The organism is Bacillus sp. 2CMS4F (assembly GCF_023161785.1).
GTDB lineage: Bacteria > Bacillota > Bacilli > Bacillales > Bacillaceae > Bacillus > Bacillus halotolerans.
Genome location: NZ_JALNTO010000009.1, coordinates 34,843 through 48,227 on the forward strand (window position 1 = coordinate 34,843; position 13,385 = coordinate 48,227).

Consider the following 13,385-nt stretch of genomic DNA (forward strand, 5'->3'; position numbering starts at 1 on the left):
AACGGCATAATTCGACAAAGTTCACTGAATTTTCACAAAAGGTTTACGTTTCAGCAGGAATTGTAAAGGGTAAAGGAGAAATAGATACATATCCTTAATAAAAGGGAGGCGTTCTTTGATGAACTATAACATCAGAGGAGAAAATATTGAAGTGACACCCGCGTTAAAGGATCATGTCGAGAAGAAGATCGGCAAGCTGGAGCGTTATTTTGAGCATAGTGTAAATGCCGATGTGAACGTCAACTTGAAGTTTTACAATGACAAGGAGTCCAAGGTTGAGGTTACGATTCCGATGACAGATCTGGCGCTTCGGTCTGAAGTGCATAACGAGGATATGTACAATGCAATTGATCTCGCTACAAACAAGCTGGAACGTCAAATCCGTAAGCATAAAACAAAAGTAAACCGCAAATTCCGTGAGCAGGGTCTTCCGAAATCTTCAGTGGCAAACGGCCTCGGCTCTGATACAGATATTGCGGTTCAGGACGAAATAGAAGAAGATGAAAGCTTAGAAATCGTCCGTCAGAAGCGCTTTAATTTAAAGCCGATGGATAATGAAGAAGCGATCTTGCAAATGAATATGCTCGGCCATAACTTCTTTGTTTTCACAAATGCGGAAACAAACCTTACAAACGTCGTGTACCGCAGAAATGACGGGAAATATGGCCTGATTGAACCGACTGAATAATGAAGAGCAGCCTTCCGTGATTTTCGCGGAAGGTTTTTGTTTTTTCTTATTTGCAAATTCTTTGGAAATAAGAGAAGGTATGATATGATAATGAGAGGTATACATGGACTAGTAAATTATTTATACATGCTTGTCAAACAGGCATGTGATGATAGAGGAGCGTTATAAATGCTTGGAATTTTAAATAAAATGTTTGATCCAACAAAACGTACGCTGAATAGATACGAAAAAATAGCTAACGATATTGATGCGATTCGGGGAGACTATGAAAATCTCTCAGATGATGCGCTGAAACATAAAACAATTGAATTTAAAGAGCGCCTTGAAAAAGGGGCGACAACTGATGATCTACTTGTTGAAGCATTCGCAGTAGTTCGGGAAGCTTCTCGCCGCGTAACCGGCATGTTCCCGTTTAAAGTCCAGCTTATGGGGGGCGTGGCTCTTCATGACGGAAATATCGCGGAGATGAAAACAGGGGAAGGTAAAACATTAACGTCTACTCTGCCTGTTTATTTAAATGCCTTATCTGGAAAAGGCGTGCACGTCGTGACAGTCAATGAATACTTGGCGAGCCGTGACGCAGAGCAAATGGGGAAAATTTTCGAGTTTCTCGGCTTAACTGTCGGACTGAATTTGAACTCAATGTCCAAAGATGAAAAACGGGAAGCTTATGCGGCTGACATCACTTATTCTACAAACAACGAGCTCGGCTTCGACTATTTGCGCGACAACATGGTTCTTTATAAAGAGCAAATGGTGCAGCGTCCGCTTCATTTTGCGGTAATTGATGAAGTCGACTCTATTTTGATTGATGAAGCGAGAACACCGCTTATCATTTCAGGACAAGCTGCAAAATCGACAAAACTGTACGTACAGGCAAATGCTTTTGTACGCACGTTAAAAGTAGAGAAGGACTATACGTATGATGTAAAAACAAAAGGTGTACAGCTCACAGAAGAAGGAATGACAAAGGCTGAAAAAGCGTTCGGCATCGACAACCTGTTTGATGTGAAAAATGTGGCGCTCAACCACCATATCAACCAGTCCTTAAAAGCGCACGTTGCCATGCAGAAGGACGTTGATTACGTAGTAGAAGACGGTCAGGTTGTTATCGTTGACTCTTTCACGGGACGTTTAATGAAAGGCCGCCGCTACAGCGAAGGGCTTCACCAGGCGATCGAAGCGAAGGAAGGGCTTGAAATTCAAAATGAGAGCATGACCTTGGCGACGATTACGTTCCAAAACTACTTCCGGATGTATGAAAAGCTGGCCGGTATGACGGGTACGGCTAAAACAGAGGAAGAGGAATTCCGTAACATCTACAACATGCAGGTTGTGACGATTCCGACAAACCAGCCGGTTGTTCGTGATGACCGTCCTGATTTAATTTACCGTTCAATGGAAGGGAAGTTTAAGGCCGTTGCAGAAGATGTTGCCCAGCGATATATGACAGGACAGCCCGTTCTTGTTGGTACAGTTGCGGTTGAAACGTCTGAATTGATTTCAAAGCTTCTCAAAAACAAGGGTATCCCGCATCAGGTATTAAACGCCAAAAACCATGAGCGAGAAGCGCAAATCATTGAAGAGGCCGGTCAAAAAGGCGCTGTGACGATTGCGACAAACATGGCGGGGCGCGGAACAGACATTAAGCTTGGCGAAGGAGTAAAAGAGCTTGGCGGACTAGCCGTTGTCGGAACGGAACGCCATGAATCACGCCGGATTGACAATCAGCTGCGAGGACGTTCAGGACGTCAGGGTGATCCGGGGATCACACAATTTTATCTTTCTATGGAAGATGAATTGATGCGAAGATTTGGTGCTGAGCGGACAATGGCAATGCTTGACCGCTTTGGTATGGATGACTCCACTCCGATTCAAAGCAAAATGGTATCCCGCGCGGTTGAATCATCTCAAAAACGCGTTGAAGGAAATAACTTCGATTCACGTAAACAGCTTCTCCAATATGATGATGTTCTCCGCCAGCAGCGTGAGGTTATCTATAAGCAGCGTTTCGAAGTCATCGACTCTGAAAACCTGCGTGAAATCGTAGAAAATATGATCAAATCTTCTCTCGAGCGGGCAATTGCGGCCTATACACCAAGAGAAGAGCTTCCTGAGGAGTGGAAGCTTGACGGTCTTGTTGAGCTTGTTAACACGACTTACCTTGACGAAGGCGCGCTTGAAAAGAGCGACATCTTCGGCAAAGAGCCGGATGAAATGCTTGAGCTCATTATGGATCGCATCAAGACCAAATATAATGACAAAGAGGAAAAATTCGGCGAAGAACAAATGCGCGAATTTGAGAAAGTCATCGTGCTTCGCGCTGTCGATTCAAAATGGATGGATCATATCGACGCAATGGATCAGCTTCGCCAAGGGATTCACCTACGTGCTTACGCGCAAACAAATCCGCTGCGTGAGTATCAATTGGAAGGCTTTGCGATGTTTGAGCATATGATTGAATCCATCGAGGACGAGGTTGCCAAATTTGTGATGAAGGCTGAGATTGAAAATAATCTGGAGCGTGAAGAGGTTGTACAAGGCCAAACCACGGCTCATCAGCCGCAAGAAGGCGATGAAAACAAAAAAGCAAAGAAAGCGCCGGTTCGTAAAGTGGTTGATATCGGCCGAAATGCGCCATGCCACTGCGGAAGCGGAAAAAAATATAAAAATTGCTGCGGCCGGACTGAATAGTTCGTTCGGGCAAGTTTGCTGACCGCGGCGCCTTGAGCGCCCGCGGATCTTTTAATGAGGTGAATGGAATGGAATTATCAGAAATCAGAGTTGAGCTCGAAAATATGGCTTCTCGTTTAGCGGACTTTAGGGGGTCTCTTTGACCTCGAATCAAAGGAGACCCGCATTGCTGAGCTAGATGAGCAAATGGCTGATCCGGAATTCTGGAATGATCAGCAGAAAGCTCAAACGGTCATCAATGAAGCAAATGGTTTAAAGGATTATGTCAATTCCTATAAAAAATTGAATGAATCCCATGAAGAACTGCAAATGACTCATGACCTTCTGAAAGAAGAGCCGGATCAAGATCTTCAGCTTGAGCTTGAAAAAGAGCTAAAGGCATTAACGAAGGAGTTCAATGAGTTTGAGCTTCAGCTTCTTCTCAGTGAGCCGTATGATAAAAACAACGCAATTTTGGAGCTGCATCCGGGGGCGGGCGGTACTGAGTCACAGGATTGGGGCTCTATGCTTCTCAGAATGTACACCAGATGGGCTGAGCGCCGCGGCTTTAAAGTGGAAACGCTCGATTACCTTCCTGGTGATGAAGCCGGAATTAAGTCAGTCACATTACTGATTAAAGGGCACAACGCTTATGGATATATCAAGGCGGAAAAAGGCGTCCATCGTCTCGTGCGGATTTCTCCGTTTGACTCATCAGGCCGCCGCCACACTTCATTCGTATCTTGTGAAGTTATGCCTGAATTCAACGATGAGATCGATATTGATATCCGTACGGAGGATATTAAAGTTGATACGTACCGTGCAAGCGGAGCAGGCGGACAGCACGTCAACACGACAGACTCAGCTGTTCGGATTACCCACTTGCCGACAAACGTGGTTGTGACATGTCAAACAGAACGTTCACAAATTAAAAACCGTGAAAGAGCGATGAAAATGCTGAAGGCAAAGCTGTATCAGCGCAGAATTGAAGAACAGCAGGCCGAGCTGGACGAAATTCGCGGTGAGCAAAAAGAGATCGGCTGGGGAAGCCAAATCCGCTCTTACGTATTCCATCCGTATTCCATGGTAAAAGACCATCGGACCAATACAGAAATGGGTAACGTTCAAGCCGTAATGGACGGAGATATTGACGTATTTATTGACGCATACCTTCGTTCTAAACTTTCATAAGCAGGAAACACACCTGGTGTCTACAGGTGTGTTTTTTTATTGCCTGCATATCCTTGCTTTCACTGCTGCTTTAGCATATTACCACTGTGTTTGGGTGTTATTTACATCTAATCAGGGAAGGATTAAAATGCTATCGGAGAGCATAGGAAGAAACGGAGGAAGGTTGTAATGATGGATGTACGGAATAAAAGTCTTCGGGTTATAAGGGATTATGTATACATACTGATAGGGGCAGCAATTACAGCAGTGTCCTTTAATGTCTTTCTGCTTCCTAACAAAATAGCCGCAGGCGGTGTCAGCGGGATCAGTACCATTTTACAGTCATATGGTTTTGAAGCGGCCTATGTGCAGTGGATCATTAATATTCCCTTATTTATAGCCGGTATCATTTTGCTTGGCGGTAAATTTGGACTCAAGACACTCGCGGGTTCTGTCTTTTTGCCGCTTGTTGTGTTTTTGACGAGAGACATTCAGCCTGCTACACATCATGAGCTTCTGGCGGCGATTTTTGGCGGCGTCGGCATCGGGATTGGAATCGGCATTGTGTACTTAGGCAAAGGATCGACCGGGGGAACGGCATTAGCGGCTCAAATCATTCATAAGTACACAGGTCTCTCATTAGGGACGTGTCTCGCGATCATTGACGGTTTGATTGTTGTTACGGCGATGATCGTATTTAATATAGAGCAGGGACTGTATGCCATGCTTGGGGTGTATGTATCAAGCAAAACCATTGATGTCGTCCAAGTCGGCTTCAACCGCTCTAAAATGGCGCTTATCATTACAAAACAGGAACAGGCCGTCAAGGAAGCTGTTTTTAAAAAAATTGACAGAGGCGTTACGAAAATTTCTGCAGTCGGCGGATATACTGACGATGAACGACCGATTTTAATGTGCGTGGTTGGCCAAACTGAATTCACGAAATTGAAACAAATCGTCAAACAGATTGATGAGACTGCTTTTGTGATTGTAGCAGATGCAAGCGAGGTGCTGGGCGAGGGTTTCAAACGCGCTTAAACGAGGTTATAATGTGGAAGAGATCGTAAAGGAGTTGTGCTTCTCAACATGAAATTAAAACTATCGATACTAATGCTTGTATTTGCTATTTCTGCCCTGCTGGCTGCCTGCGGTTCTAATGATGCAAAAGAAGAGAAGACAGACAACGGCAGCAAAACAGAAGCCTCTGCGTCTGAAGGAGAAGAATTATATCAGCAGAGCTGTGTAGGCTGCCACGGCAAGGATTTAGAAGGTGTGTCAGGACCTAATCTCCAAGAGGTTGGGGGCAAATACGACGAAGAAAAAATTGAAAGCATTATTAAAAACGGACGGGGCAATATGCCGAAGGGGCTTGTAGATGATAAGGAAGCCGCTTCAATTGCCAAATGGCTGTCAGAGAAAAAGTAAGATGAGAAAATCTTTGCCGCGATTCGGGCAAGGATTTTTTTATGCCGAAATCATGATGAATGAAAAGAAACTGTAATAGTATTATGTCTAAATTTGACGTATAATGAAGTGTGTTCAAAATCAAAATTTCAGATTTTTCATCTTTTTACAAATGAATGGGTCATAAACTGTCGAATGCTTTCGAAGAGTATGACCGTGCGACATAAAATGATATAAAAGATTAGGTGATTTCATGATAGAGATGAAAGAAGTATACAAAGCCTATCCGAACGGTGTAAAGGCGCTTAACGGGATTTCAGTTACCATTCATCCCGGAGAGTTTGTTTATGTTGTCGGACCGAGCGGAGCGGGTAAATCTACTTTTATTAAAATGATATACAGAGAAGAAAAGCCGACAAAAGGCCAAATTTTACTCAATCATAAAGATCTCGCATCGGTTAAAGAAAAAGAGATTCCTTTCGTGCGGCGTAAAATAGGTGTAGTCTTCCAGGACTTCAAGCTTCTTCCGAAACTTACTGTGTTTGAGAATGTGGCTTTTGCCCTTGAAGTAATTGGAGAACAGCCGTCTGTCATTAAAAAACGGGTGCTTGAAGTGCTTGATTTGGTGCAGCTGAAGCATAAAGCGAGACAATTCCCTGACCAGCTTTCAGGCGGGGAACAGCAGCGTGTCTCTATAGCCAGATCAATTGTGAACAGCCCTGATGTTGTCATTGCTGATGAACCTACGGGAAACCTTGATCCGGATACGTCTTGGGAAGTCATGAAGACGCTGGAGGAGATTAATAACCGCGGAACAACAGTCGTAATGGCGACACATAATAAAGAAATCGTAAACACCATTAAGAAACGTGTCATTGCAATCGAAGATGGTATCATTGTGCGTGATGAGTCAAGAGGGGAGTATGGTTCTTATGATTAAAATTCTCGGGCGCCATTTGCGTGAGAGTTTTAAATCTCTCGGGAGAAACACATGGATGACGTTTGCATCCATTAGTGCAGTAACCGTTACGCTGATTTTAGTCGGCGTGTTTTTAGTGATTATGCTGAATTTGAATAACATGGCTACGAATGCTGAAAAAGAAGTCGAAATCAAGGTATTGGTTGATCTGACTGCAGATAAGAAGGCACAGGACAAGCTGCAGAACGAGATAAAAGACCTGAACGGCATTCAAAGTGTCACTTTTTCATCTAAAGAAAAAGAGCTTGACCAGTTAGTTGACAGTTTTGGAGACAGCGGAAAATCCCTGACGATGCAGGATCAGGAAAACCCGCTGAATGACGCGTTTGTCGTGAAAACGACCGATCCGCATGATACGCCAAGTGTCGCGAAAAAGATAGAAAAAATGGATCATGTTTATAAAGTTACTTACGGAAAAGAAGAGGTCAGCCGTTTGTTTAAAGTGGTCGGCGTTTCCCGCAACATCGGAATCGCGTTAATTATCGGCTTATTGTTTACGGCGATGTTCTTAATTTCCAACACCATTAAAATTACGATTTTTGCAAGAAGAAAAGAAATTGAAATCATGAAGCTTGTTGGTGCGACGAACTGGTTTATCCGCTGGCCGTTTTTCCTTGAAGGATTGCTGCTCGGCGTATTCGGTTCAGTCATTCCGATCGCGCTTGTATTGAGCACTTATCAATATGTTATCGGATGGGTCGTTCCGAAGGTTCAAGGATCATTTGTCTCTCTTCTTCCATATAATCCGTTTGTATTCCAAGTCTCGCTTGTATTAATTGCAATCGGCGCAGTGATTGGAGTATGGGGAAGCCTGACTTCCATCCGCAAGTTTTTGCGGGTATAAACATAAGAAAAGCCATTCCGATTGCGGGGCGGCTTTTTTCTTTTGCCTTCTTTTTCTTCTATGATTACATGAAATCTCCATCCTTTACATATACTATCTCTAGGTTTTGTAAAGACAGTCTGGCATACAGGAGGAGTAAAGGATGAATCAAAAAATAATCGCTGTGATAGCGGCGGGGAGCATGCTGTTCGGAGGCGCCGGCGTATATGCGGGAATGAACCTGCTGGAAGCCGAAAAGCCGGAAGCCGCAGCTGTTGCTGCAACGACTCAAGCTGACTCTGATCGGGCTGCAGCTATGGATAAAATTGAAAAAGCATATGAATTGATTTCGAATGAATATGTAGAAAAGGTTGATAGAGAAAAGCTGCTTGAAGGAGCCATTCAAGGGATGCTGTCTACATTAAACGATCCTTATTCCGTCTATATGGACAAGCAGACGGCAAAGCAATTTTCTGATTCTCTTGATTCCTCTTTCGAAGGCATCGGGGCTGAGGTTGGAGTGGAAGAAGGCAAAATCATTATTGTGTCGCCATTTAAACAATCTCCTGCGGAAAAAGCCGGGCTGAAGCCGAATGATGAAATCATTAGTATTGATGGAGAATCGATGGCGGGCAAGGATTTAAATGACGCTGTCTTAAAAATAAGAGGAAAGAAAGGTTCTAGCGTGTCAATAAAGATTCAGCGGCCCGGGACGAAGAAGCAATTGTCATTCCGCATTAAGAGAGCTGAAATTCCGCTTGAAACGGTGTTTGCTTCAGAGAAAAAAGTGCAGGGGCATTCTGTCGGGTATATCGCCATTTCTACTTTTTCTGAGCATACTGCGGAGGATTTTGCAAAAGCATTGGGCAAGCTCGAGAAAAAAGGAATTGAAGGCCTCGTGCTGGATGTTCGAGGAAACCCGGGAGGATATCTTCAAAGTGTTGAAGAGATTCTTAAGCATTTCATTACAAAGGATCAGCCGTACATTCAGATTGCTGAACGCAATGGAGATAGAAAACGTTATTTTTCAACATTGACCCATAAAAAAACATACCCTGTCAATGTCATCACAGATAAGGGGAGCGCCTCTGCCTCCGAAATTCTTGCAGGCGCATTAAAAGAAGCGGGACATTATGATGTTGTAGGTGACACGTCGTTCGGAAAGGGAACTGTTCAACAAGCTATACCGATGGGAGACGGCAGCAATATTAAACTGACGCTTTACAAGTGGCTGACGCCAAACGGGAACTGGATTCATAAGAAGGGTGTTAAACCGACCATTGCGATGAAGCAGCCTGATTATTTCTCCGCAGGTCCATTGCAGCTCAAGGAGCCTCTTAAAGCTGATATGAACAATGAAGACGTGAAACATGCACAGGTTTTGCTGAAAGGACTCAGTTTTGATCCGGGTCGGGAAGACGGCTATTTCAGCAAAGAAATGAAAAAAGCGGTTTTGGCCTTTCAGGATCAAAACAAGCTCGCAAAAACGGGTGTGATTGACAATCGCACCGCGGAGAAAATAAATCATTTAATTGAAATGTTAAAATCAGATGAAAAAAATGATTTGCAGCTTCAAACGGCGCTTAAATCATTATTTGTCAATTAAAGGAGATGGTGTTCCATCTCCTGTTTCTTTATGCTTAATGAATGAATAATCCATAAGTCACATAAAAATTGAGTTTTTGACAAGATATTAAAAAATTTTTCACAAATAAACATTTATAAAGGACCGAGATTACCCGATATCAATATATGAGAGAGACTTTCTAACGAGAAAATATGCATTTAAAATGAAACTTTTGCAAGTTGCCTAGTCTTTGTTTACTTCATACAATATAAGAAGGTTCTAAAAAGAACAGTAATCAGGTTTATGGCAGCTGAACTACAGGTATTTAAAAGAGAAACGTTAGCGAGAATGCTTGTTAGCACTCCAGTACTGCTGCTTATACTGGCCCGTGCTTATCTGTACAAAGAAAATGGGGGTTCACAATTGAAGAGGGCAAGTATTGTGCGTGAAAAAAAATATTATGAATTAGTGGAACAATTAAAAGACAGAACACAAGACGTAACATTTTCAGCTACAAAAGCACTAAGTCTTCTTATGCTGTTTAGCAGGTACCTAGTGAATTACACAAATGTTGAATCGGTCAATGACATTAATGAAGAATGTGCCAAGCATTATTTTAATTACTTAATGAAAAACCATAAACGATTAGGAATCAATCTGACAGATATAAAGAGGTCGATGCACCTGATCAGCGGGTTATTGGACGTTGATGTAAACCATTATTTAAAGGATTTTTCACTATCGAATGTCACGCTCTGGATGACGCAAGAGAGATAAACCCTCCTGAGGATATCCAAGCCATTTAATATTTGATAGAATATGAGTAACATGTTTGGCTTGAGGCGGTGAAAGATAGTGTCTGTTCAATGGGGATTTGAACTGTTAAAAAGTGCGGGCCTGTTCTTTTTGCACCCGCTTTTCTGGTTTTTTGTCATTGTAAGTCTGGCTTTCGGATATGTAAGGATCAAGCGTGAGCGAAAAACCTTTCATACAAGAATAGCAGACATTTATGATGAACTGAAATTTACATATACAAAAGGGTTAATTCCCGGTATCCTTTTGTCTATTGTTTTAGGGGTACTCGGAATTTCTATTCCTCTCGGTATGCTTGCAATTATTGCCGTTATGACTGCAGCGGCAGCGCTCACTCTTCGCGCAAACTGGATGTCTGCTGCATATATCGTCAGTGTGAGTATGCTGATAGGTTTTGGACTGCAAGTGAATCAGGCTGAACCTTTTCTGGATCGGTTTCCGCAAGGCTTTGCGGTCGTGTGGCCTGCACTGGCGGTGTTTTTGGGTTTATTGGTTATCGCTGAAGGAGCGGTTGCATATCGTTCTGCCCATGTGAAAACATCACCGGGATTGGTCGTCAGCAGCCGCGGTTTGCCGATCGGTCAGCAGCTTGCAAACCGTATATGGCTTTTGCCGCTGTTTATTCTTGTACCTGGCAATGGATTAGAATCACACCTCAGCTGGTGGCCTGTGTTTTCTGTTCCCGGAGGGTCATTCCATTTTCTGTGGATACCCTACTTTGTCGGATTCGGCCAAAGGGTGCAGGGTTCCCTTCCTGAAACCAGTATAAGAGTCACAGCGAAGCGAGTCTGTATACTCGGGCTTATTGTCTCCGCTCTCGGTGCAGCGAGTTTGCTGTGGACGCCGCTTGCGGGTGCAGCTGTCTGTGCGGCTGTATTAGGACGTATTTTTCTGTCCGTGAAGCAAAGGGTAAACGACAATGCAGCACCGTTTTATTTCTCCAAGCGTGATCAAGGCTTAATGGTGCTTGGCATTATACCAAATACACCGGCTGAAGACTTGGAATTAAAAATCGGAGAAATTATTACGAAAGTCAACGGCGTGCCCGTTAAGCACGTATCTGATTTTTATGAAGCGCTCCAGCGCAACCGTGCGTATGTGAAGCTTGAAATTATCGGTCTGAACGGGGAGATTCGCTTTGATCAGCGTGCGTCTTATGAGGGAGAACATCATGAATTGGGCATTCTGTTCGTAAAGGATGACCGTGAAGATGAGGCAGCCGCTTTACCTGGATCATAAAAAACAGCCCGGCACCACATATTTTGTGTGGCGCCGGGCTGTTTTGTTTTACGCTGAATTTTGTTCCATGCGTGCTGTTTCGTCAGATTTGATGCCTAACGAAACAAAAACGCCAATGATGGATACCGCGAAGAGAATAATAAATAACGTGTGATACCCAGAAATCAGGCCAATTAAGGCTGACGAAATAATGCTTCCGAAATAACGGAAGGTCGAGAAAATGCCGGAAGCCACTCCGGACATCGCGGGCTCTACTGTGGCAAGGGATGACACCTGCATGCTGGTCAGTCCGACTCCGGATGCAAGCCCTCCGAGAATAAGAGAGATCATCAGGAAGAAAACGGAATGGGAGCTGCTCAAGAGCAAAAATAACAAATTAGCTCCGGCCATCATCGCAAATGAGAGAAATATGATTTTTTTCGCACCCCATTTATGATGGAGCTGAGCGCCTGCCCAATTGCTCGCCGACATAAATATCGAAAAGACGGAGAGCGCCATGCCGCTGTTAGACGTATTAAGCTCAAACTGGTTTGTCATGAATAACGGCATAATCAATAAGACGGCATACATCATTAGATTGCTTAACAAGACGGATAGATTGGCATTTGTAAAGGTTGAGCTTTTAAATAGCGCAAAATCAATGATTGGATGCTGTGTGCGTTTTTCCCGTCTGAAAAAAAGCAGGACAAAAAGCAGTATCAATATGCTGTATAATGCATATCCCCATGAAGACTCATTTTTCGTCAGCAGGATAATCGAAACGATGCTGCCTGCCAGCAAGAGAGAGCCGATGATATCCAGCGGCGCCTCTGATTTGTTTTCTTTATATTGAGGAAACATGGTCAATGCTGTAAATAAAGCAATAGCGAGAAACGGGATGTTGACCCAAAAAATCGAATGCCAGCTGAAGCTGTCAATCAAAAGAGAGCCGATAAACGGCCCGAGAGCGGCGCCCAGACCCGCGCCGAGCCCGAAATAGCCAAACACTTTCGGAAGGCGTTTCTCTGATACAACGTGCCGGATAATGGCAATGCTGTTTGGCGTGAGCAGTGCCCCACCGACAGCCTGCAAAGCCCGAAATACAATTAACAAAAACAGGCTCGGCGATAGAGCGCAGCCTAATGAAGCAATCAGAAACAGGCCGACGCCCCATAAATACATGGTTTTGTTGCCGTACATGTCACCGAGTTTTCCGGCTATTGGCTGTGTGACGGCCATGACGATTAAATAAACGGTAACCACCCAAGTGATGCTTGCGATGGATTCGTTATACGTATGTGATATAGATGAAAGCGCGACTGCGATCATCGTTGAGTTAATGGGAACCAGGATGGCCCCCAATAAAAGTGAGACGATCAGCGCCCATTCTTTTTTTGAGCTCATTGGGATCCTCCTTTTGTTTTGCCAAGGAGCTAACGGGCAGTAATTCCTTTGACGAATACAGCTGTACTATGCTCCAGCATTTTTTCCTGGGGCATTGTAATCACTCTGTCTCCTAAATGAAGACGGTGTACAAAGTAACCGAAAATCATCGAAATAAAGACATCGGCATGTTCCGATTCATCTCCTGTCTGGATAGCCCCTTTCTCACCCATGCTTGTGAGATAATCAACTAAAAGCTGTTTCATTGATTGGGGATATTCAGTCACATGGTTGATGACATCCTGAAACATGGCCGGTTCACGAAAGCTGATTTTAATTATATCTTTTCTTTGTTCAAGCTCTTCCAGCAGACAGGTTCCGATATGCAGCAGATCTTTATACAAATCACCCTCTGTTTGCTCAAAGATGCGATTTCGATTTGCAGAATGCTGAGAAAGCAGAGCCTCGACAAGCCCCTGTTTGTTTTTAAAATTCCTGAAAATCGTCGCTTCACTTACATTTGCTTTTTCTGCAATTTCTTTTGTCGTCGTTGCACGATATCCTTTTTTGACGAGCAGCTGCATGGCAGCGTCAAGGATTCTGCGGTTTGTCGGTCTCAATACGTTTCACCTCACGAATATACTGGCAGGACAAGTATACACCTGCC

At 43.8% G+C, this 13,385-nt stretch carries 12 protein-coding genes; 10 read left to right on the forward strand and 2 right to left on the reverse strand.

The annotated features are described in order from the left end of the window. Positions 1-118: 118 nt before the first annotated feature. The 10 genes from hpf to minJ all read left to right on the forward strand — a co-directional run bounded on the left by hpf (position 119) and on the right by minJ (position 11,356). Positions 119-688: a ribosome hibernation promotion factor gene (gene hpf, locus MTN95_RS13605; RefSeq protein WP_044159437.1), complete on the forward strand. Its 570-nt coding sequence runs from the start codon at positions 119-121 to the stop codon at positions 686-688. A gap of 168 nt (positions 689-856) precedes the next feature. Further along, positions 857-3,382, forward strand: a complete 2,526-nt coding sequence (secA, locus tag MTN95_RS13610; RefSeq protein ID WP_248338548.1) for a preprotein translocase subunit SecA — start codon at positions 857-859, stop codon at positions 3,380-3,382. 68 nt (positions 3,383-3,450) lie between these two features. Further along, positions 3,451-4,552, forward strand: a protein-coding gene (prfB, locus tag MTN95_RS13615; protein ID WP_099043490.1) for a peptide chain release factor 2 whose coding sequence is annotated in 2 segments (ribosomal slippage) — positions 3,451-3,522 and positions 3,524-4,552 — 1,101 coding nt in all. Because the reading frame shifts where the segments join, the coding sequence is not laid out codon by codon here. A gap of 171 nt (positions 4,553-4,723) precedes the next feature. Further along, positions 4,724-5,569 (forward strand): YitT family protein, encoded by an 846-nt coding sequence (locus MTN95_RS13620; RefSeq protein ID WP_024123009.1) that lies wholly within the window; start codon positions 4,724-4,726, stop codon positions 5,567-5,569. Positions 5,570-5,617: 48 nt separating this feature from the next. Beyond that, positions 5,618-5,956: a cytochrome c551 gene (cccB, locus tag MTN95_RS13625; RefSeq protein WP_105954009.1), complete on the forward strand. Its 339-nt coding sequence runs from the start codon at positions 5,618-5,620 to the stop codon at positions 5,954-5,956. Between the two features lie 232 nt (positions 5,957-6,188). Then, positions 6,189-6,875: a cell division ATP-binding protein FtsE gene (gene ftsE / locus MTN95_RS13630; protein WP_010332047.1), complete on the forward strand. Its 687-nt coding sequence runs from the start codon at positions 6,189-6,191 to the stop codon at positions 6,873-6,875. Then, a complete protein-coding gene (gene ftsX, locus MTN95_RS13635; protein WP_024123007.1) occupies positions 6,868-7,758 on the forward strand; it encodes a permease-like cell division protein FtsX in 891 nt (296 codons plus the stop codon). The genes ftsE and ftsX overlap by 8 nt, the downstream gene beginning before the upstream one ends. A gap of 142 nt (positions 7,759-7,900) precedes the next feature. Next, positions 7,901-9,343, forward strand: a complete 1,443-nt coding sequence (ctpB, locus tag MTN95_RS13640) for a carboxy-terminal processing protease CtpB (RefSeq protein WP_248338550.1) — start codon at positions 7,901-7,903, stop codon at positions 9,341-9,343. A gap of 384 nt (positions 9,344-9,727) precedes the next feature. After that, the gene (gene swrA / locus MTN95_RS13645; protein ID WP_015251121.1) at positions 9,728-10,081 is read left to right on the forward strand and encodes a swarming motility protein SwrAA; all 354 of its coding nucleotides are present in this window, start codon (positions 9,728-9,730) and stop codon (positions 10,079-10,081) included. A gap of 78 nt (positions 10,082-10,159) precedes the next feature. Further along, a complete protein-coding gene (gene minJ / locus MTN95_RS13650; RefSeq protein ID WP_227598890.1) occupies positions 10,160-11,356 on the forward strand; it encodes a cell division topological determinant MinJ in 1,197 nt (398 codons plus the stop codon). Positions 11,357-11,404: 48 nt separating this feature from the next. On the opposite strand, the gene MTN95_RS13655 is transcribed toward minJ, so the two are convergent. Then, positions 11,405-12,739 (reverse strand): MFS transporter, encoded by a 1,335-nt coding sequence (locus MTN95_RS13655; RefSeq protein ID WP_248338552.1) that lies wholly within the window; start codon positions 12,737-12,739, stop codon positions 11,405-11,407. Between the two features lie 29 nt (positions 12,740-12,768). Then, entirely contained in the window at positions 12,769-13,338 is a 570-nt protein-coding gene (locus MTN95_RS13660) for a TetR/AcrR family transcriptional regulator (protein WP_024123004.1), read from the reverse strand. Positions 13,339-13,385 lie beyond the last annotated feature (47 nt).